Below are 18,852 nucleotides of genomic sequence, written 5' to 3' on the forward strand. Positions count from 1 at the left end.
GGAGGGCGTTGTTTATCAATATTTGTAGTCGCAAATCTAACTTAGAAGCGATTAGCAAAAGTTAGCACAATAGATTGACTATCGTAGTTTGCTTTAAATGTTGAATTGTCGAGTTCGGTATTAGTATAGGAATATTTGAGGCCCGCATCCCACGCAGGGTTGATCTGATACTGAAGACCAGCTTCAGCAACCGCGTAAGCATCACCTTCCCAGAACTGATATTGTGCCTTGGCTAAGACTGAAATTTCATCTGTGAACTTATACTGGGTTTTTACTGCTAAATTTGGGAGAACACGCCATGAGTCGGCGGTTGAATATTTTCCACCTTCATTTTTATCCACATCAACGGAGATCCAGTGTACGTATAGACCTAGACCAAAGTTGACGTCGAATTTTTCATTAATTTTGTAGCCTTTGTACGCGGAAGAGCCCAAAGTCCAATGGCGAAAAGCAGTAAATAGCTGACCATCTCCTGGTTCATAGGTAACACCATCCACCGTAAAAGGTTGGCTTGCGTTACCACGCCTGCGAGTTTCACTTGGAATAAATTCAAACTCAAAGCTGTTGTTATTGGCAAGCTTGCGTTGGTAATTGATGTATGAAAACGGTTGGTATTCATCAATTAGCTCGGAATTCGAGAGAAATTCGGTAGCCCCAAACTGTCCAGAGCTATCTGCGAGATTAACGCCAATACCTAACTCTATGCGATTTTTATAATCAATCGATGATAATTGATAGCTTGCGCGATCTCGACTTTTATCTTCGAATGCTGCGTCAGTTAGGGTTACGCCAACAGCAATACCATCTTGTGTTGGTTGAGCACTAAAATAAACACCCTCCGTGCGGTACGGTGAGACAAAATATTGGTTTACTAAAAATGCGATACCAGCACCAGCGACGACATCACCAGCGTAGTGTCGGTTACCGTGGATTCGACTTAAGCCCACGAAGGTGGCTCCAGCGTAGGCAGGGATACCCCAAGCTGCACCGTAGCGCGATTGCAAAAAAGCAGCACCAGAAAAGGCTGCAGATGTGTGACCCGATGGAAAAGAGTGCCAGTTACTGTCATTTGGGCGTTTTCGACCAACAGTATATTTCATTCCTTGGACTATCGCCTGGGTGGAAGCCGTTGCATAGACCAGTTGTTTCGCCCCTTCTGCATCATCGTACATCCAAGCAGCAAATAACCCTGCTGCAGGAAGTAGTATTTGTAACATGTCACCAGCTTCAACGATATCGCTGTTGACCGTTCGTGTTATCTCATTAGGCTCACTTGGCGGACTATTTGCGTAGGTGAGTGGTGCGATTACAAGTAAAGCGGGTAATGAACATCTTAAGCATTGAAGCATTATTTATCCTTAATTTGATATCTCCTTCAACAAAATTATAGAACGAGAATGCATGCTGAAGAGTAATATTTCAAATGTAGTTCAATGTCAAGCCAGTGTAAATGGTTAATTTGCACTTAAAAATACGTAAAGGCGGTTCAAATCTTTTCAAATAGTGTGAGTAATTATCTTTTATTACTTTTAGTTATTCTAACGGCAGCCATTTACTGGCTATTAACTTTTGATTCTAAATCATTTTTTACAATAGCAAGTGCAGATAATGCTATTTTAGGATCTATGTCATTACTCTCTAGCAAGTAAATAAGATCGACAGCAAGCTTTATATCTTCTGGTGCATTATCTAGCGGTGATTTTTTTTCGGTCATGATTATCTCAATAAGAATATTTAAATAAGCGTCAGAGCGGCTTTTATTAGTTGGCTATGTAATACAACTAATTGTTGGTGATCGGCACGGTAGCCACCACCGACTACAGCCGCAACGGGGATCGCGTGTTGCTTACAATGTGATAATACTAAGAGATCACGTTGATAAATACCGTCTTTGCATACATCAAAGTAACCAAGTTCATCATCAGTGTGGATGTCGACACCAGCATCATAAATAACTAAGTCGGGTTGATGCTGTGCGAGTGCTAACTGCAATATTGGCTGGAAGACCCTCAGGTATTCTTGGGTGGTAGTGTGGCGTGGCAATGCAAGATCTATGGTTGAGTCTGGTTTTCTTGCGGGGAAATTTGTATCACAATGCACTGAAAAAGTAACAACATTATCCTTATCCGCGCAAAGTGTGGCTGTCCCATCACCATGATGTACATCGCAATCAATGATCATCACTTTATCTACATTATCTAAACGCAGCGCTTGGTGTGCCGCTAATGCGAGATCGTTAATCAGACAAAAACCACTACCGAACTCATGGTGAGCATGATGGTAGCCGCCACTTAAATGAATGGCCAAGCCGTGCTGGTGGGCAAGTTCTACTGTTCGACAAGTTCCTCCTGCCGATGTCAGTGTTCGCTGTATTAACTGCTCACTCCACGGAAAACCGATTCGGCGCATTTTTGCTACAGGCAAGGTGTTATTGATTAACGCGTCAACATAATCCGAGTGGTGAACAGATTTTACCGTATCGATTGAAAGTGGCTGTGGCTGGAAAAAAGCTAATCGTTGTAAATCACTGACATTAAAGGTTTTAAGTATATGGCCATATAAACGGCGGTATTTACTGATCGGGTAGCGGTGCTCTGGTGGTATATCCAGTTGAGAGTAGATGGTGTGATAAACAAGAGGTAGCATGTTTAGCCCTGACGCTCTCTGAACGTTATCTGCTTTTCAATTTGAGCAACTGCAGATTGGCAGCGCTGTACTCGCCCTTCAAGAGCTAATATTTCTTTTTGTAATATCTGTTGTTCTGCAAGGCTTTGACATCGATTGAGCATCATGGCTTTATCACGGCTCATACCGACTAAACGGCGTTCCCATTCTTGGTGTTTAGCCAAATCTTGGTACAATTCATGGATTGGACGCTGTTTGGTGTTGTTTTGCTTAGGTTCGTTTTTTCTGATGGTTTGTGTGGCGAGTTCACGTTGAATCGCTTGTATCTGCGCGACGATTTTATCGCAGATATGTGCAGTACGAGAGGCTAATAATCGGCCTGATTGCTGTTCTCGTTGCAGTGATTTTATTTTCTGACTAATTTCTTCAACGCATGGTGTCAGTAATTTACTGCGACTTTGAAAGAGTTGTTCATCAAACAAAGGGCGAAATGCTTCACCACGCTGGCGATCAACCGCAGCAGCGTCTTTTAATAATTGATCAACGTGTGCTTTTAATCTGGTTACATCAAACATACTGACTGCTCTAAACCTTCGTTGTGATCTGATTTATATATTAGAACCAAGCCTGCCAAGCCAGCTTACCGGCAAGAATAACAACCACCGTCACAAAGACAGGACGGATAAACTTTGCCCCAAAACGTATTGCTGAATGTGCACCTATATAGGCGCCCATCATTAAACATACGCCCATTGTTAATCCTAGCGCGACATTAATATGTCCTAAAATGGCAAAGGTAATCAGAGAGGTAATATTACTGGTGAAATTCATGGCTTTGGCTAAGCCAGAAGCAAGCAGAATATCTAACCGGTATAATGCCATACTGGAAACGGTCCAAAATGCACCAGTACCGGGGCCAGCGACGCCATCATAAAACCCTAAGATCCCACCTTGTAACCATTGCTTTTTCTTTAGTTTCTGATCGTCAGTGGGCAGTTGACGCTGCTCTCCTTTAGGCTGAGGGTGCCAAATGGTATAACCGGCGGCAGCTAAAATGATTAACGGAAGGGCTTTTTCTAGCCATTCAGTACTAATTATGTCGACGATTAGAGTACCGCCGATAGCACCTACCAAGGTGGCTATAAACGATAACTGCCAGAAGTGCGGTGAAAAGAGCTGTTTACGATAATAAGTCCATGCCGCAGTTGAAGAGGCAAATGTCGCTGCTAATTTGTTGGTGCCAAGGGCAATATGGGGCGGAAGCCCTAAAGACAAAAGTGCTGGAACGGTAAGCATACCGCCGCCACCTGCAACGGCATCGATAAATCCAGCTAAAAATGCCACAAGCCCAAGTATTATGAGCGTGGTCGGTTCAATCATTTCTATCATTATGGCAATTCTATTTATTTATGTTCGATAATCCGCTTAAACGGTGGTAATGAGTCTAATAATGCTTTGCCATAACGGCGTGAAATTACGCGTCGGTCGAGCAAAACTACTCTACCAGAATCTTCTTCTTTTCGCAGTAAACGCCCAGCAGATTGAATCAGTTTTTTACTCGCTTCTGGTACAGAAATCTGTAAGAACGGGTTCCCACCTCGGCTTTCGATGTATTCCGCGTGTGCTTCTTCAACTGGTGAAGTCGGCACGGCAAATGGAATTTTAGTGATGATCAAGTTTTTAAGTAAATCACCAGGTAAATCAAGCCCTTCAGAGAAGCTGCCAGTACCAAATAAAATGCTCGGAACCTGATTTTTACAGTTTTCTTTATGTTTTTTTAGAATGGCGTGTCGCGCTTCATCACCTTGAACGAGTAATTGCCATTTATTTTTCTTGGCGATAGGCTGCAAGCTTTCCGCGACTTTATTCATCTGCCAATAAGAAGAAAACAACACCAAGCTCGCGGTTTCGCCTTCCAAATATTCAGGTAAGGTTTCAATCAATAGCTCGGTGAATTTATCAGCTTGTGGTTCTAAAGGTAATGCAGGGATCACTAAACGCGCGTTGTTTTGGTAATCAAACGGAGATGCAAGGGCTAGGAATTTCACACCATCTGATTCAGAAATACCGGCTTGGCGACAAAAATAGGTAAACTGGTTAAGTGCGCGCAAGGTTGCTGAAACTAAAATAGACCCCGCGGCACGACTCCATAATAGTTGGTCTAAGCGGTAACCCACTTCGAGTGGTGAAACCTCGATAATATAATCATCTTCACGATCACCGCTTTTTTCAATCCACCGTGCAAGAGGGGCACCTTTCTTATTACAAGGCTGCGCCATTAGCGCCCATACCTTTTCAAGATTTTCTAGACGTTGCAGGTAAAAGCCAGACTCAGCTAAAGCGGGTTCACCTTGACGTGCTGCAATTTCATTATCTTTTAATCGCTCAGAAATTAAGTCATGTAATTTGCCTAACGCTTGTAGTGCCTTCTTACTGGCATCTTTACAGCCTTTTGCTTCTTCTTGTAACCAAGCAGGAAGCTCACCGTGTTCAAAGCGATAGATTCCATCTTTGCTAAAATGGCTCGGATCGATATTTGCTGCTATTTGGCGCAAGGTTGGAATTAGATGCTGAATATTTTCTTGTAAGGGTGACTGGAAGCGACCTGCTTTACTGTAGTCAGCTAGCTCAGCGAGTTTCCCGACAGATTGATTGAGCTTTTCTAACCAATTAGTCGCGCCTTTTAAGCTTGCAGCGGCAGATGAAAAGTCACGTGCCACTTGTGGTAAGTGATGGGCTTCATCTATTACATAAATGGTTTGCTCCGGTTCAGGCAGAATAATGCCACCACCTAACTCAATGTCAGCCATTAAGAGCGCATGGTTTGCAATAATGACATCGGCTTTATCTAAATGTTCGCGTGCCTTAGCAAAAGGGCATTGGCGATGTTTAGGTAAACCTGCGTGACAGCTGTGCTTATCTGCCACAATTTGTTGCCATACACGGTCAGGTATCTGTTTTGGCCAGCCGTCACGGTCACCATCCCACTTCCCTGATTCATAGGCTTTTTTCATGCGAGTCAAAAGTTCTAAATCAGACTTTTTAGGTTTTTCTTGCCAAAAACTCATCTGATCATCGCTCGTTCCATCGCATGACGCCGCTAATTTATGGCCACAACAATAGCGTTGACGCCCTTTGGCAAGAATAAAGCTGAATTCTTTAGGGTAGATGCGGTTAAACAAGGGTAGGTCTTTATCAATAAGTTGCTCTTGCAATGCGACTGTTGCGGTTGAAATGAGCAGTTTTTTATTGTTAAACAGCGCAAAAGGGATACCTGCAATCAGATAAGCCAGTGATTTACCGATACCTGTCCCAGCTTCAGCGACCAACATTCTGTTCTTTTTATGGTATTCACCCGCTAGTGTTTTGGCTATTTCTGCAACTAGGTAGTTTTGAGCACGCCTTGGTCGGAAGTTATCAAGCTGGTTTCCAAGGTTCTCATAGCATTGCTTGATATCGCTTTTTATTTGGCTGTGTAACATAACTGCAACGTGTTAAATGACAAGGGCATTGATTATAACACGAACATCTGAATGTGAGCGGGGGCAAATAAATTGAACAACTTTGAATCTAAATGAGATTTTGGTCACGAAAATAAACTGAACTCAACATGAATGGGTAGTGAGGTTGTCGACAAAACACTAACTTAACTAAAAAAGCAGTGTTTTATAATATAAGTAACTGGATGTTAGTTGGTTTTTCATTTTTTGCAGTTTTTTGTGTTGTTATTTTGTCTTTGTAAAAAACTATATACCAGCTGTTTTGTGACTTTTTTGCTATTTGTCTTTTTTGCTTTCTATGTTAACTCATTGAAAAGTAGGGGATAAATATTTTTTGATTAATTTTTTGAACTATTTGACACTTAGGCGAAAACTCTGTCAGGATAGCCACGCAATCAGATTGCTTTAGATGATTATTCTTTTGGTATTAACCGGGTAGTCCTCTAAAAAAACATAATAGAAAAGGAATTCTGGAAATAGGAATTCCATTCCAAATAAGAAAAGGCAGTGGATCTCATGAAAAAGACTCTTTTAGCACTTACAGTTCCAGCACTTCTAGTAGCAGGTTCTGCTTCTGCAGCAGTATCTCTATACGACCAAGATGGTACACAAGTTACTATGTCTGGTGCTGCTGAAGTTCAGTACATCCTTCGTGCAGAAGATAACATCGCAAAAAAAGACGCATCAATCCGCATTGATGATGGTGACCTAGCACTACGCGTTCAACACGAAGTTAACGCTAACCTATACGCTCTAGGTGCTATCGAACTAGCTATCGGCGAAAGCAAAGATAACCAAAAAGACGGCGCAAGCATTGGTGACGTTAAAAATGACGGCCTGTACGTTGGTCTAGGTGGTGCATTTGGTGAGCTTACTTTCGGTCGCCAACTAGCTATCATCGATGATGCTGGTGTTGGTGTTGACATCGAGCTGAAAGACACAGCTGGTGTTAACTACGAAGATACTGACATGGATCAGTACATCAAATACCGTTTCTCTGGCGAGAAATTCTGGGCAGGTGCTGGTTACAACATCGCTCAAGAAACAAACGGTAAAAAAGGCGAAGAGCTACTAGAAGTTGCTGCTGGTGTTCCATTTGGTGATTTCGAAGCACGCGCTTACTACGCTGACTACAAAAACGAACAAACTGTTGCAGAACAAACTGCATGGGATCTAGAGTTCGTTTACGCTGCTGGTCCTATCTACGTTGGTGCACTATACGGCCAATCTGATAACGGTGCTGACAAAAACAGCGATATCCAAACTTGGGAACTTGCTGGTTCTTACACTATGGGTAAGAACACATTCGGTCTAGGCTACGCACAGAACTCTGGCGATGCTAAATCTCAAGACGCAACTAACTTCTACGGTAACGTTGCTCACCAACTAACTGCTAACACTCGTGCATACGTTGAAGTTAGTTACGAAGACCTAGAAGCAGATAGCGACTTCGGTTACGTAGTTGGTATGGAAGTTAAATTCTAATAACGCTTTTAGCGAATTAGGAACTAATATTTCCCCCTATATGTAAAAGCTGCCTTCGGGCGGCTTTTTTCGTTTATAGTCGAGGGTAACGGTTAGTTAGTTTGGTATTTTGACGCTTTGAAGGAGTAAAGGTAATGAAAAAAACGATTGTTAGCTTAGCCTTAGGTATGCTGCTTGCCGCGACGGCACAAGCAAACACCTTAGAAACGGAATATGGTCTGTCTGTTATGGCAATCAACGGTGTTGCAGTAAACAGTGATAATGCCATTGCCGACAATACTTACAACATAGCCGAAGGCAAAAATCAGGTGGTTATTCGTGGTGAGAAAATGCTACGTCGCGGCACCCAAACGGAACTTTTCAGTACTAAACCTTTTATTATGAGTTTTGACAGTACTGATGATGTGGTTATTCGCTTCCCTGAAGCAGCCAATAATTACCGCGCTGCTGAAACTGAATTTCGTGGTGATGCGCCCAAGTGGAATGTAACTGTCGGTAGTACAGCTTTGCCGTATCAAGCGGAAGTACTACCTGGTAGTGGCGGTTTTATTCCTTACTCGGACATCGAGGAATTAGTGGCTAGCTATAACCAAGAAAAAGGTATTGCTTTAGAGCAAGGTAAGCTAACAGATATGACGAAAGCAGCAGTTGTGGTTAACGATGCAGGTGAAGTCACGATTACAGGTGACTCATTAGCCCAGCTTAAATTGTGGTATACCAAAGCATCAACAAAAGAGAAGAAGGCCTTCAAGATTTGGATGGCAGAGCAAGAGTTTAAGTAAGCGTCATAATCTGTGGTATATGCCACAGCTATCGAGTGTTTAAAGCATGCGTATAAGCTGCATTTATGAGTAAAGTGCAGCTTGACGATACCTTTTGTGAACGTTCACTTTTAGCGTACTTAGAATAGCATCATCAGATCCGATGCATTCATCATGCTTACAAGTCCGCACTAGCGGCGTTTTTCAAGCTAGTCATCATGGTGGTATCTGCTATGCTCGCGACATGCACGGCAACGTGGCTGAGCGGGATCTTTCAAAAGATCGTCGGCTTCAATTTCTTCCTCGCAATCGGCACATAGGCCATACATACCTAAAGTTAAGGTGCATACCGCGGCATCCACTTTTTCTATTTTAGCCGCAAGATCTAATAACGTTGGGATGTAAGATGACTTCGCCATTTTTATTAGTTCATTCAACTCTAACTTTTTCATTGCGGTTAGGTTTGAAATCAGTGCATTTGATATGACTTCATGTCTGAGTGATGCAGCCAAGGTTTCGTATTGAGCTTCTAAATTATGTTGAAGCACATCATCTATTCTCTCTGGGGTAGCCATAATCTTTTATTCTTTTTGTTTTATCGTCTTTTTAGTCTAAATCTCTCTAGATTCATTATCCTGATTTGAATCAAACCATTATAAATCTTTATAGTGAAGATCATATATATCCCTACTTTCAGTTGGTTTTTGTCGGTGATGTCCTCTTATATAGTGTTACCGCGATAAACATCCATAGAGATGCGCCAGCCTCATCACATTGTGCGAGGTTGGATTTGGTAAATTCAGCTCATATGAAGCGAATATATGTGCGTCATTATCTATGATGCTGTGTTTTCGCCGTTTTCTATCATAGAAAGGAATATATAAAGGAAATTAAGATGGAATATGGATATAAAGAACCCTACAACGCGTTGTATTTTATTGGCTTAATTGTTGCTCTATTATTGCCAACATTACCCGCTAGTTTGACACTGCTCGATATTATTGCCCGCTAGTAGAATAACGGTTTTGTCGTCAGGCATTGAAGCGTTATATCCATCATGGTATTGACTATGATGGATATTCTTTTTTGGTTTTTTTAGATTGGATTTAGAGTTAACTATTTCATACTTAACTGTTTATAGCGACGAATGGTGTTACTGATGAATAGCTTTTATAAACGCGCTTTCTAGTCGCATTTTGATACAGATTATTCGAGAGAACAGCTTAATTCTTGCTCTTGTTATACTAAGAATACGATAGAATCATATCGCTCAAATTTCAGGTGCTTATTGGCATTGCATTGACTAGGTTTGTGAAGGCGACGAGTGGAATGATAAAGCGATTTATATTAATAGCATTTGGTTGGGTTTGTGTCGTCTTAGGTGTTCTGGGCGTCTTCTTACCTTTGTTGCCAACAACCCCATTTTTATTATTGGCTAGCGCCTGTTTTATGCGTGGTTCACCACGACTGAACTTGTGGTTAACTACCCATCCAACTTTTGGTCCTATTTTGCATAATTGGCATCAACACGGTGCTATTTCACGTAAAGTAAAACGACGGGCAAGTATCATGATCGTGGCGAGTTTTGCTTTTTCTATCGCTGTAGTACCACTTGTGTGGCATAAAATGATGCTGATTGTGATCGGGGTAACTTTGTTAGTCTGGTTTAATCGTTTGCCCGTTGTCGAGTCGGTTGCTCCTCGCCGCGAAAATTACTAATATTGCGGGCTGATTGCGTCCGCTGCTTGTTTTTGCAGTCGACGTATTGTTTGCGTAAAACCCTAAACTCATTATTAGGGTAGGGTATGGAATACAATTATGACTCAAGACAAGCTAGCTCTAATCAAAAATAGCATCAAATCAATCCAAGATTACCCTAAGCCAGGTATTCTTTTTCGTGATGTTACTAGCTTAATGGAAGATCCTGCGGCTTACCGTGCAACCATTGCCGTGCTGATTGAAAAGTATCAAGATCAAGGTATCACTAAGGTGATTGGTACCGAAGCGCGCGGTTTCTTATTTGGTGCGCCTTTGGCATTAGAGCTTGGCGTAGGTTTTGTTCCTGTTCGTAAGCCTGGCAAATTACCTCGTGAAGTGATTGGCGAGAGCTATGAGCTAGAATATGGTCAAGACACGCTAGAAATTCATGTTGATGCGATCAATGAAAACGACAAAGTATTGTTGGTTGATGATTTACTAGCAACGGGCGGAACAATTGAAGCAACGACCAAACTTGTTCGTCGTTTAGGCGGTAAAGTAGAAGATGCGGCTTTCGTTATTAATCTACCTGACATCGGTGGTGAGGCACGTTTGAAGACTTTAGGCCTTAATGTGTTCAGCATTTGTGACTTTAGTGGTCACTAATCGTTAAGCTTGATGCTCAATGTCTTCACCACTGCTGTGTAATACGCACCAGTGGTGAAGTATTGGACGCTCAAGCTAGAGTCCTCTCGCGCCAAAATCCTCCCTGTGCTAGCATTGAAATCTTGATTCAGTAAGGTTAAATAATTCATGAGTTATCAGGTTTTGGCTCGCAAATGGCGACCACATCAATTCGACGATGTGGTAGGTCAATCCCATGTCTTAACGGCTCTGGCCAATGCACTTGCCCATGACCGACTTCACCACGCATATCTTTTTAGCGGCACTCGTGGTGTCGGTAAAACAACCATCGCACGTATTTTCGCCAAAGGGCTAAATTGTGAACAAGGGATCACGGCATCACCTTGTGGACAGTGTTCGACGTGCCGTGAAATTGATGAAGGTCGCTTTGTTGATTTATTAGAAATCGATGCGGCATCGCGAACCAAAGTAGAAGATACTCGTGAGTTGCTCGATAACGTGCAATACAAACCTGCTCGTGGCCGCTTTAAAGTGTACCTGATTGATGAGGTGCACATGCTATCTCGTCACAGCTTCAATGCGTTATTGAAAACACTGGAAGAGCCACCGGAATACGTTAAGTTTATCTTAGCGACCACCGATCCTCAGAAACTGCCAGTCACGATCTTATCGCGCTGTTTACAGTTTCACTTGAAGCATTTAGATGTCACCCAAATACATGATCAACTTGCCCATGTCTTAACGCAAGAGCAGGTTGATTTCGAACCGCGAGCGCTTAATTTATTAGCCCGCGCCGCTGATGGTTCAATGCGTGATGCGCTTAGTTTAAGCGACCAAGCGATTGCGCTTGGTAATGGCAGTGTAGGAACAGAATCTGTTGCTATGATGCTAGGAACGCTAGATACCGATCAAGCATTACAGTTACTTGAATCTGTTGCTCAAGGCGAGGCACAAGCTGCGATGGCGAGTGTGGCATCGTTAGCGGCCATTGGTGTTGAGTGGGATAGCTTATTACGTGAATTAGCAGCACAGTTGCACCGTGTAGCCCTTCACCAAGCTTTGCCTGCATCGTTAGATGAATCTGCCCCTGATGCTGAACGTATTGCTGCATTAAGTGGTGCTATGTCGCCGCAAGATGTACAACTGAGCTACCAAATTGCCTTACAAGGCCGTCAAGATTTAGCTTATGCACCAGAAGGGCGAACTGGCTTAGAGATGGTCTTGCTGCGTATGCTTGCGTTTAGACCTATGTCAGGACAGGGGATCACTCCGCAGTCTATTAATGTCCCTGTGACCGAGCCTGTTGCGGCTACGCCACCAACGCAAAGTATGCAACAACAGCCAAATGTTCAAGCAGCCCCTCATTCATCACCTGCACCAATGTCGGGTGGAATGGAGCGCATGCAAGCATTAAAAGCGAAGATGCAACCGTCTAGCTCGGTAAGCTCAATGTTGCCTTCTGCGGAAAAGGTAACAACACGACCAGATGCGATGCCTTTAAATTCGCAGCCTGCGTCATATAATGAGCTGCCTCAAACACAGCAGTCTCAAACACAGCAGCCATTGCAACCTATCGCGCCGACAGCGCAGAGTAATACGATGGTAGAGCCCCAACCTATAGCGCCGCCTGCACCGCCGCAATCAGGTGTCTCAGGTCTATTAGCGGCACGTAATGGTTTACGTAGTCAGAAAAACCGAGGTGAACAGCCAGCAGGAAAAAAGCCTGAATCGGCACCCGCCAAGAAAGTCGCAACTAATGTTTTAGATCGTATAGCGACTAAAGCAAGAAATGGCCATGGCCAAACTGCGATGTCGGTGTCGAATTCATCCATGCCGCCACATTTAGCTGCGCAGCATGCGCCACTTGAGCCTGAAGAATACCAGTGGAAGTCGACGCAAGTCGTCACCGAACCGGAATCTAAGGTTAAGGTTGCCCCACGCCAGATAAAGCAAGCGTTAGAGCATGAAAAGACGCCCGAAATGACAAAACAACTTGTCAATGAAGCGGCAAATCAGGATAGTTGGTCAGATTTAGTGACTAAGCTTAATGTGGGACGTTTAGTTCAACAATTAGCACTAAACTCTGCGTATCAGCAAAGTGAACACAAGGTCACTCTGCAATTACGTCAAGCGCAAGCGCATCTCGATAGCCCGAAGGCGCGAGAACAGTTACAAGAAGCAATTGGTCACTTGCTAGAGCAGCCGATTGAATTAGCGATTGAATTAAGTGATGAAGGGCAAACTCCGCTGGAATGGCGAGAGGCGATTTATCAAAATAAATTGGGTCAAGCGAAGCAAAGTTTGCAGCAAGACCCCCATGTGAACTTTATCTGCCAACGCTTTGCGGCTGTAGTAGATGAAGAGAGCATTCGACCGATTTAACTGCAGTCATTATCAGTACTGTGGTATAGCGTGAATATTAACCAGACCAATAGAGAGAGATAATATGTTTGGTAAAGGCGGTATGGGTAACATGATGAAGCAGGCGCAGCAAATGCAAGAGCGCATGCAAAAGATGCAAGAAGAGATCGCTAACATGGAAGTAACGGGTGAGTCCGGTGCTGGCCTTGTTAAAGTTACGATCACTGGTAGCCATAGTGTACGTCGTGTTGAGCTAGATGATAGCCTAATGGAAGACGACAAAGACATGCTTGAAGATCTTATTGCAGCGGCATTTAACGATGCTGCACGCCGTATTGAAGAAACGCAAAAAGAGAAAATGGCTGGTGTTACAGGTGGTATGAACTTACCAGCTGGCTTGAAGTTGCCTTTCTAATCAATGCGTACCAGTCAATTACTGGAACAATTAATGGAGGCCCTTCGTTGCCTGCCTGGGGTTGGTCCCAAGTCAGCACAGCGAATGGCCTTCAGTTTGTTACAGCGCAATCGGCAAGGTGGTCTTCAACTTGCTGATGCTCTAAGCCAAGCCATGACAGAAATTGGACACTGCCAACAGTGTCGAACATTCACTGAAGAAGAGGTATGTGCGATTTGTGCTAACCCTCGTCGTCAGGAATCGGGGCAGATTTGTGTTGTAGAAAGTCCCGCAGATATTGTGGCTGTTGAATCAACAGGACAATTTTCTGGACGATATTTCGTGCTCATGGGGCATCTATCGCCGTTAGACGGTATTGGTCCATCAGACATTGGTTTGGATCTTTTGGAATTTAGACTCCAAAAAGAGACCATCAGTGAGCTGATTTTAGCGACTAACCCAACGGTGGAAGGTGAAGCGACAGCGCATTATATTGCAGAGCTTTGTAGTGAGTATGATGTACCTGCGAGTCGAATCGCGCACGGTGTCCCTGTTGGAGGGGAGCTGGAATTGGTGGATGGCACAACGCTATCACATTCAATTGCTGGCCGTCAGAAGCTGTATTAGGCAAAACATGCTAACAATAAAAAACCGCACTCACGTGCGGTTTTTTTATGTCTTGTTTTGCTGCTTCAACAGACAAGTGACTTACAACGAGTAATACACGGTTGAGCCGTATGTCAGACTGGTTAGCAGTAAGCTCTTTTCATTCAGAACATCAATACGTCGACTTTGGCGTGCATCCATACGGAATATTTTTCTGATCGCTGTTAGCTGCTTTTTCTGGAAGTCTTTATTTGTACCCGAAGTAATGTCTTTAAACTCTGATGGTTCCGTCAGTAAATAACCACCACTGATATTCCAAACACCTGATTCAGAGATATGTAAAGTCAGTGGTTCTTCATTATCACTGTACAGCTTCATGAGTGTGATTCGAGAATAATTCTTGTTAGGCAGATAAACCATGTGGCTTGTTTGCTCAACACGACGAAGCACGACTAGTTCATTATCGAGCAACTTTTCTTCAATACGGCTTACGGTATTTGATTGCCATTCACGCGACATAATCAGCTGTTCTTGCTTATAGTCACTTGAATAATATAGCCAGCTACTGAACACCGTTGATATAGCCAAGATCAGGTATGGCCAAAAGCGTTTAAAAATGGTTGAGGCAGAACTTTTTTTTATTTGCATAACTGGTCGTTATCCTCTTGGCTTGATAACAAACGTAACGTCACATTTTCAGTAGGCGTATCAATACTATGGATATAGTTAATCCAAACTTGGTTTTGTTGGCCACCCGTCGCAATCACTTCGATAGGGCGTTTGTTTTCTGGGTGATACTCAAGGTAATGTGCGACACAGCTACGAATCATTGGCTCCCAGTTACTTAAACCAGGGTGGTTATTAGGTGCAAGAACAGGAATCCCATCTACTTCTGTTATTTGGTTAAAAGCAGCAGATTTAGGTGGGTAACTATTATTGATAATTAAAGGTAGCAACAGTGCTAATGCCAGAGCCAACCAACCGAATAAGTTCACACGTTTATTTATGCTTTCTGATGATGTAACTGCGTGGTGAACCGTATTGTCAACTGGCGTCGTTTCGCTTTCAGTCGCTTTATTTGACGTCGTCGGGATTTGGCTTACGAGGTCTTCTGCAAATGTTTTTTCAGGTTTTTCGGGTTTTTCAATGTGCGCTAAATGCTCAGAAACGGGCGCTATCATTTGATAACCGCGTTTAGGTACTGTTTTTATAAAATCGGGTGATTTGGTTGAATCTTTAAGCGCTTTGCGTAGCGTTGAAATAGCCTGGGTTAGGCTAGAGTCATCTACCTCAAAACCTTGCTCTCGCCAAACAAAATCATGGAGTTGGGTGCGTGTGATGATTGCGCCAGGCTTTTCTATCAAAAGGCTGAGGGCGCGGCTTTCATTACTGCCTAGGCGAGTAAGTTCATCATTTTCAAGTTGATCAATTAAGCTGTTGTCGTAAGGGTCAAAAAGGAAACGCTTACCAATTAAGAACTTAGTGGAGGTGTTATGCATTTTTAGCCCCAGTGAAACAGTTTAGGCACTTATATATCATAATTCCCTGAATATAATCTGAATGTAAAAAAAAGAAAATTACAAATTAGAAATTCTAAAATGAATAAAAAAGACTATTTTAGGTTGAAAATGCACTATTTGACCACATCTAATTAGTATCTAATTTGGAATTTTTGCCATAGATGGACAAGCAGTGGTTTAACTGTATGAATATCGTGGTAATTTTACGTAGAACTACTTGTATTTGGAGTGTCGATGAGCGAACAACATACTGCCACTAATAAGGAAACCCGTGGTTTTCAGTCAGAAGTGAAACAACTTCTTCATTTGATGATTCACTCTTTGTATTCAAATAAAGAGATTTTTTTACGTGAGCTAATTTCTAATGCGTCTGATGCATCAGATAAATTACGTTTTCGTGCACTGTCAGAGCCAGACTTATATGAAGGTGACTCAGACCTTGGTGTTAAATTATCCTTTAATGCTGAAGCTGGTACGTTAACCGTCAGTGATAACGGCATTGGTATGAGCCGTGAAGATGCGATTGAACATTTAGGTACAATTGCAAAGTCAGGCACAAAAGACTTCTTTAGTAATTTAAGTAACGAAGAAAGCAAAGACTCGCAGCTGATTGGTCAATTTGGTGTTGGTTTCTATTCTGCATTCATCGTGGCAGATTCTGTGACTGTGCGTACGCGTGCTGCAGGTGCACCAGCAGAGCAGGGTGTTAGCTGGCAATCGAGCGGTGAAGGTGACTACAGCATTGAAGACATCACTAAGCCGACACGCGGTACCGATATCATTCTTCACCTGCGTGAAGAAGAAAAAGAATTTTTAAGTGAATACCGTCTACGTGATGTGATTGGTAAATACTCAGATCACATCGGTATTCCCGTTCACCTTCAGGCGGCAGAAATGGACGAAGAAGGTAAAGAAACGGGCAACAAAAAATGGGAACAAATCAATAAAGCACAAGCTTTGTGGACGCGTAACAAATCAGATATTTCTGAAGAAGAATATAAAGAGTTCTATAAACACGTATCTCATGACTTTGCAGAACCACTGCACTGGAGTCACAACCGTGTTGAAGGTAAGCAGGATTACACTAGCTTATTATATGTCCCATCGAAAGCACCATTTGACTTATATAACCGCGATAGTAAGCACGGCTTAAAGCTCTACGTTCAACGCGTATTTATCATGGATGACGCAGAGCAGTTTATGCCAAGCTACTTACGTTTCATGCGTGGTTTGATTGATTCTAACGATCTGCCACTGAACGTATCGCGTGAAATCTTGCAAGATAACAAAGTGACTCAAGCACTGCGTAAAGCGTGCACTAAGCGTTCACTGACCATGCTTGAACGTATGGCGAATAACGATGCTGAAAAATACCAAACGTTCTGGAATGAATTTGGCCAAGTGCTTAAAGAAGGCCCAGCTGAAGACTTTGCTAACCGCGATAAGATTGCAAACTTGCTACGTTTTAGCTCAACAAACAATGATGGCGCTGAGCAGGTTGTGTCATTGGCTGATTACGTATCGCGTATGAAAGAAGATCAAGAGAAGATCTACTTCATCACAGCAGACAGTTTTAAAGCGGCGCAAAATAGCCCTCACCTTGAGCAATTCCGTGCAAAAGGTATTGAAGTTATCTTAATGCATGATCGTATTGATGAGTGGTTCATGAGCTACTTACCTGAGTTTGACGGTAAGCAATTCCAATCGATCACTAAAGCCGATCTTGATTTGTCGAAGTTCGAGAATGAAGAAGACAAAGAAAAGCAAAAAGAAACACAAGAAGCATTTAAGTCAGTCGTTGAGCGTACTCAAGCTTACCTAGGTGATCGTGTGAAGGAAGTGCGTACTACCTTCAAGCTGCACGATACTCCAGCGGTTGTTGTGACAGATGAAAACGAAATGGGTACGCAAATGGCGAAGCTAATGGCTGCTGTTGGTCAAGAAGCGCCTGAAGTGAATTACATTTTCGAAATTAATCCAGAGCATGCGCTGGTTAAACAAATGGCAGACGAAGCGGATGAAGTCGTATTTGGCCGTTGGGTTGAAATGCTAATGGGTCAGGCGATGCTTGCTGAGCGCGGCGCGATGGAAGATCCGTCTCAGTTCTTAAATGCAGTAAACCAACTGCTAGCTAAATAGTGAACCATTGGTGAGATACCCAGTACTGGCGTACGCATGAGTGATTAATTCTGACTAAGGTCTAATCGACGCTCTTGCTACTATCGCATAGTATGTTGATAAAGAATGTAAACCGAGCCCAGACTGAGTGCTGGGCTTGCGACTGACGTCTAATCAGTGTATTTTCACTTTTTTTGAGAAACACCAAGCTTATTTATATTAAAGGGGATTACGATGCGCATCATTCTTCTGGGCGCTCCAGGTGCAGGTAAAGGTACTCAGGCACAATTCATCATGGAGAAATTTGGCATTCCTCAAATCTCTACTGGTGACATGCTACGTGCAGCAATCAAAGCGGGTACAGAGCTAGGCAAGCAAGCTAAATCTGTAATCGATGCAGGTCAACTTGTGTCTGATGACATCATTCTTGGTCTGGTTAAAGAGCGTATTGCCCAAGACGATTGTGCTAAAGGCTTCCTACTAGATGGTTTCCCACGTACGATTCCTCAAGCTGATGGCTTGAAAGAAAACGGCGTTGATATCGACTACGTTATCGAATTCGATGTTGCTGACGAAGTTATTGTTGAGCGTATGGCGGGCCGTCGTGCTCACCTTGCTTCTGGTCGTACTTACCACGTTGTTTACAATCCACCAAAAGTGGAAGGTAAAGATGACGAAACTGGTGAAGATCTTGTTATCCGTGAAGATGACAAAGAAGAAACAGTACTAGCGCGTCTAGGTGTTTACCACAACCAAACTGCACCTCTTATCGAATACTACGGTAAAGAAGCAGCAGCGGGTAAAACGCAGTACCTTAAATTTGATGGTACACAAGATGTTGCAGCTGTAAGCGCTGAGCTAGAAAAAGCATTATCTTAATCACGTATTCATTGTGATTAATAAAAAAGGGCATACTTAGGTATGCCCTTTTTTTTGCTTAAATTTACAGAGTAGGCAAGGGGCTCTGTGTGGGTATGCGAAGCGGGCATACACCCTAATTTCAGTCGATAGTGTATCGAACCTCCCAGTCTTTCTTTTTAACTCTGCGAGAGACTACCCATTCTTCTGCTATGCCTTTAGAGTCATACCTTTGTAACAATAACTATCGTTTGTTGAACATGACTAAATACAAAGGAAAA

At 42.9% G+C, this 18,852-nt stretch carries 18 protein-coding genes; 9 read left to right on the forward strand and 9 right to left on the reverse strand.

The window, feature by feature from the left end:
• Positions 1-41 precede the first annotated feature (41 nt).
• The 6 genes from OCU87_RS04740 to dinG form a co-directional block, all read right to left on the reverse strand.
• Positions 42-1,349 (reverse strand): phosphatase PAP2 family protein, encoded by a 1,308-nt coding sequence (locus tag OCU87_RS04740; protein ID WP_261857916.1) that lies wholly within the window; start codon positions 1,347-1,349, stop codon positions 42-44.
• A gap of 203 nt (positions 1,350-1,552) precedes the next feature.
• A complete protein-coding gene (gene rsmS, locus OCU87_RS04745; RefSeq protein WP_062689841.1) occupies positions 1,553-1,714 on the reverse strand; it encodes a pleiotropic regulatory protein RsmS in 162 nt (53 codons plus the stop codon).
• Positions 1,715-1,734: 20 nt separating this feature from the next.
• Positions 1,735-2,646, reverse strand: coding sequence for a histone deacetylase family protein (locus OCU87_RS04750; protein ID WP_261857917.1), 912 nt, complete (start codon positions 2,644-2,646; stop codon positions 1,735-1,737).
• Between the two features lie 2 nt (positions 2,647-2,648).
• Positions 2,649-3,200, reverse strand: coding sequence for a primosomal replication protein (locus OCU87_RS04755; RefSeq protein WP_261857918.1), 552 nt, complete (start codon positions 3,198-3,200; stop codon positions 2,649-2,651).
• A gap of 40 nt (positions 3,201-3,240) precedes the next feature.
• Positions 3,241-4,014, reverse strand: coding sequence for a sulfite exporter TauE/SafE family protein (locus tag OCU87_RS04760; RefSeq protein WP_261857919.1), 774 nt, complete (start codon positions 4,012-4,014; stop codon positions 3,241-3,243).
• Positions 4,015-4,028: 14 nt separating this feature from the next.
• A complete protein-coding gene (gene dinG, locus OCU87_RS04765; protein WP_261857920.1) occupies positions 4,029-6,107 on the reverse strand; it encodes an ATP-dependent DNA helicase DinG in 2,079 nt (692 codons plus the stop codon).
• 534 nt (positions 6,108-6,641) lie between these two features.
• On the opposite strand from dinG, the gene OCU87_RS04770 reads away from it, so the two are divergent.
• Together OCU87_RS04770 and OCU87_RS04775 are read left to right on the forward strand one after the other, a co-directional pair.
• Positions 6,642-7,610 (forward strand): porin, encoded by a 969-nt coding sequence (locus OCU87_RS04770; RefSeq protein ID WP_261857921.1) that lies wholly within the window; start codon positions 6,642-6,644, stop codon positions 7,608-7,610.
• Between the two features lie 134 nt (positions 7,611-7,744).
• The gene (locus tag OCU87_RS04775) at positions 7,745-8,392 is read left to right on the forward strand and encodes a YccT family protein (protein ID WP_315972479.1); all 648 of its coding nucleotides are present in this window, start codon (positions 7,745-7,747) and stop codon (positions 8,390-8,392) included.
• A 188-nt stretch (positions 8,393-8,580) separates the two neighbouring features.
• On the opposite strand, the gene OCU87_RS04780 is transcribed toward OCU87_RS04775, so the two are convergent.
• Positions 8,581-8,946, reverse strand: coding sequence for a TraR/DksA C4-type zinc finger protein (locus OCU87_RS04780; protein ID WP_094958489.1), 366 nt, complete (start codon positions 8,944-8,946; stop codon positions 8,581-8,583).
• 754 nt (positions 8,947-9,700) lie between these two features.
• On the opposite strand from OCU87_RS04780, the gene OCU87_RS04785 reads away from it, so the two are divergent.
• The 5 genes from OCU87_RS04785 to recR all read left to right on the forward strand — a co-directional run bounded on the left by OCU87_RS04785 (position 9,701) and on the right by recR (position 14,096).
• Positions 9,701-10,090 carry a YbaN family protein gene (locus tag OCU87_RS04785; RefSeq protein WP_062689851.1) on the forward strand — a complete coding sequence of 130 codons (390 nt, stop codon included), beginning with the start codon at positions 9,701-9,703 and terminating at the stop codon, positions 10,088-10,090.
• A 99-nt stretch (positions 10,091-10,189) separates the two neighbouring features.
• Positions 10,190-10,735, forward strand: a complete 546-nt coding sequence (gene apt, locus OCU87_RS04790; RefSeq protein ID WP_062689853.1) for an adenine phosphoribosyltransferase — start codon at positions 10,190-10,192, stop codon at positions 10,733-10,735.
• A 147-nt stretch (positions 10,736-10,882) separates the two neighbouring features.
• Positions 10,883-13,096 carry a DNA polymerase III subunit gamma/tau gene (gene dnaX / locus OCU87_RS04795; protein ID WP_261857922.1) on the forward strand — a complete coding sequence of 738 codons (2,214 nt, stop codon included), beginning with the start codon at positions 10,883-10,885 and terminating at the stop codon, positions 13,094-13,096.
• A gap of 64 nt (positions 13,097-13,160) precedes the next feature.
• Positions 13,161-13,490 carry a YbaB/EbfC family nucleoid-associated protein gene (locus OCU87_RS04800; protein WP_062689856.1) on the forward strand — a complete coding sequence of 110 codons (330 nt, stop codon included), beginning with the start codon at positions 13,161-13,163 and terminating at the stop codon, positions 13,488-13,490.
• Between the two features lie 3 nt (positions 13,491-13,493).
• On the forward strand, positions 13,494-14,096 hold the full coding sequence (gene recR / locus OCU87_RS04805; protein WP_062689858.1) for a recombination mediator RecR: 603 nt from the start codon (positions 13,494-13,496) through the stop codon (positions 14,094-14,096).
• Between the two features lie 81 nt (positions 14,097-14,177).
• On the opposite strand, the gene OCU87_RS04810 is transcribed toward recR, so the two are convergent.
• Both OCU87_RS04810 and OCU87_RS04815 read right to left on the reverse strand, forming a co-directional pair.
• Positions 14,178-14,723 (reverse strand): regulatory protein ToxS, encoded by a 546-nt coding sequence (locus tag OCU87_RS04810; protein WP_261857923.1) that lies wholly within the window; start codon positions 14,721-14,723, stop codon positions 14,178-14,180.
• A complete protein-coding gene (locus OCU87_RS04815) occupies positions 14,714-15,574 on the reverse strand; it encodes a winged helix-turn-helix domain-containing protein (protein WP_062689862.1) in 861 nt (286 codons plus the stop codon). Before OCU87_RS04815 ends, OCU87_RS04810 begins: the two co-directional genes overlap by 10 nt.
• Positions 15,575-15,829: 255 nt before the next feature.
• Here OCU87_RS04815 and htpG point away from each other — a divergent pair, with 255 nt between their 5' ends.
• Together htpG and adk are read left to right on the forward strand one after the other, a co-directional pair.
• Positions 15,830-17,734, forward strand: a complete 1,905-nt coding sequence (gene htpG, locus OCU87_RS04820; RefSeq protein ID WP_261857924.1) for a molecular chaperone HtpG — start codon at positions 15,830-15,832, stop codon at positions 17,732-17,734.
• A 213-nt stretch (positions 17,735-17,947) separates the two neighbouring features.
• Positions 17,948-18,592, forward strand: a complete 645-nt coding sequence (gene adk, locus OCU87_RS04825; protein ID WP_062689866.1) for an adenylate kinase — start codon at positions 17,948-17,950, stop codon at positions 18,590-18,592.
• Positions 18,593-18,852 lie beyond the last annotated feature (260 nt).

Origin of the sequence: Photobacterium sanguinicancri (assembly GCF_024346675.1) — a bacterium.
GTDB lineage: Bacteria > Pseudomonadota > Gammaproteobacteria > Enterobacterales > Vibrionaceae > Photobacterium > Photobacterium sanguinicancri.

Coding starts and splice junctions, on each gene's coding strand:
- OCU87_RS04760 (WP_261857919.1), bottom strand. CDS start 4,014: ATGATAGAAATGATTGAACCGACCACGCTCATAATACTTGGGCTTGTG.
- dnaX (WP_261857922.1), top strand. CDS start 10,883: ATGAGTTATCAGGTTTTGGCTCGCAAATGGCGACCACATCAATTCGAC.
- OCU87_RS04740 (WP_261857916.1), bottom strand. CDS start 1,349: ATGCTTCAATGCTTAAGATGTTCATTACCCGCTTTACTTGTAATCGCA.
- apt (WP_062689853.1), top strand. CDS start 10,190: ATGACTCAAGACAAGCTAGCTCTAATCAAAAATAGCATCAAATCAATC.
- OCU87_RS04800 (WP_062689856.1), top strand. CDS start 13,161: ATGTTTGGTAAAGGCGGTATGGGTAACATGATGAAGCAGGCGCAGCAA.
- OCU87_RS04815 (WP_062689862.1), bottom strand. CDS start 15,574: ATGCATAACACCTCCACTAAGTTCTTAATTGGTAAGCGTTTCCTTTTT.
- OCU87_RS04755 (WP_261857918.1), bottom strand. CDS start 3,200: ATGTTTGATGTAACCAGATTAAAAGCACACGTTGATCAATTATTAAAA.
- OCU87_RS04775 (WP_315972479.1), top strand. CDS start 7,745: ATGAAAAAAACGATTGTTAGCTTAGCCTTAGGTATGCTGCTTGCCGCG.
- dinG (WP_261857920.1), bottom strand. CDS start 6,107: ATGTTACACAGCCAAATAAAAAGCGATATCAAGCAATGCTATGAGAAC.
- rsmS (WP_062689841.1), bottom strand. CDS start 1,714: ATGACCGAAAAAAAATCACCGCTAGATAATGCACCAGAAGATATAAAG.
- OCU87_RS04770 (WP_261857921.1), top strand. CDS start 6,642: ATGAAAAAGACTCTTTTAGCACTTACAGTTCCAGCACTTCTAGTAGCA.
- OCU87_RS04785 (WP_062689851.1), top strand. CDS start 9,701: ATGATAAAGCGATTTATATTAATAGCATTTGGTTGGGTTTGTGTCGTC.
- htpG (WP_261857924.1), top strand. CDS start 15,830: ATGAGCGAACAACATACTGCCACTAATAAGGAAACCCGTGGTTTTCAG.
- OCU87_RS04810 (WP_261857923.1), bottom strand. CDS start 14,723: ATGCAAATAAAAAAAAGTTCTGCCTCAACCATTTTTAAACGCTTTTGG.
- recR (WP_062689858.1), top strand. CDS start 13,494: ATGCGTACCAGTCAATTACTGGAACAATTAATGGAGGCCCTTCGTTGC.
- OCU87_RS04780 (WP_094958489.1), bottom strand. CDS start 8,946: ATGGCTACCCCAGAGAGAATAGATGATGTGCTTCAACATAATTTAGAA.
- OCU87_RS04750 (WP_261857917.1), bottom strand. CDS start 2,646: ATGCTACCTCTTGTTTATCACACCATCTACTCTCAACTGGATATACCA.
- adk (WP_062689866.1), top strand. CDS start 17,948: ATGCGCATCATTCTTCTGGGCGCTCCAGGTGCAGGTAAAGGTACTCAG.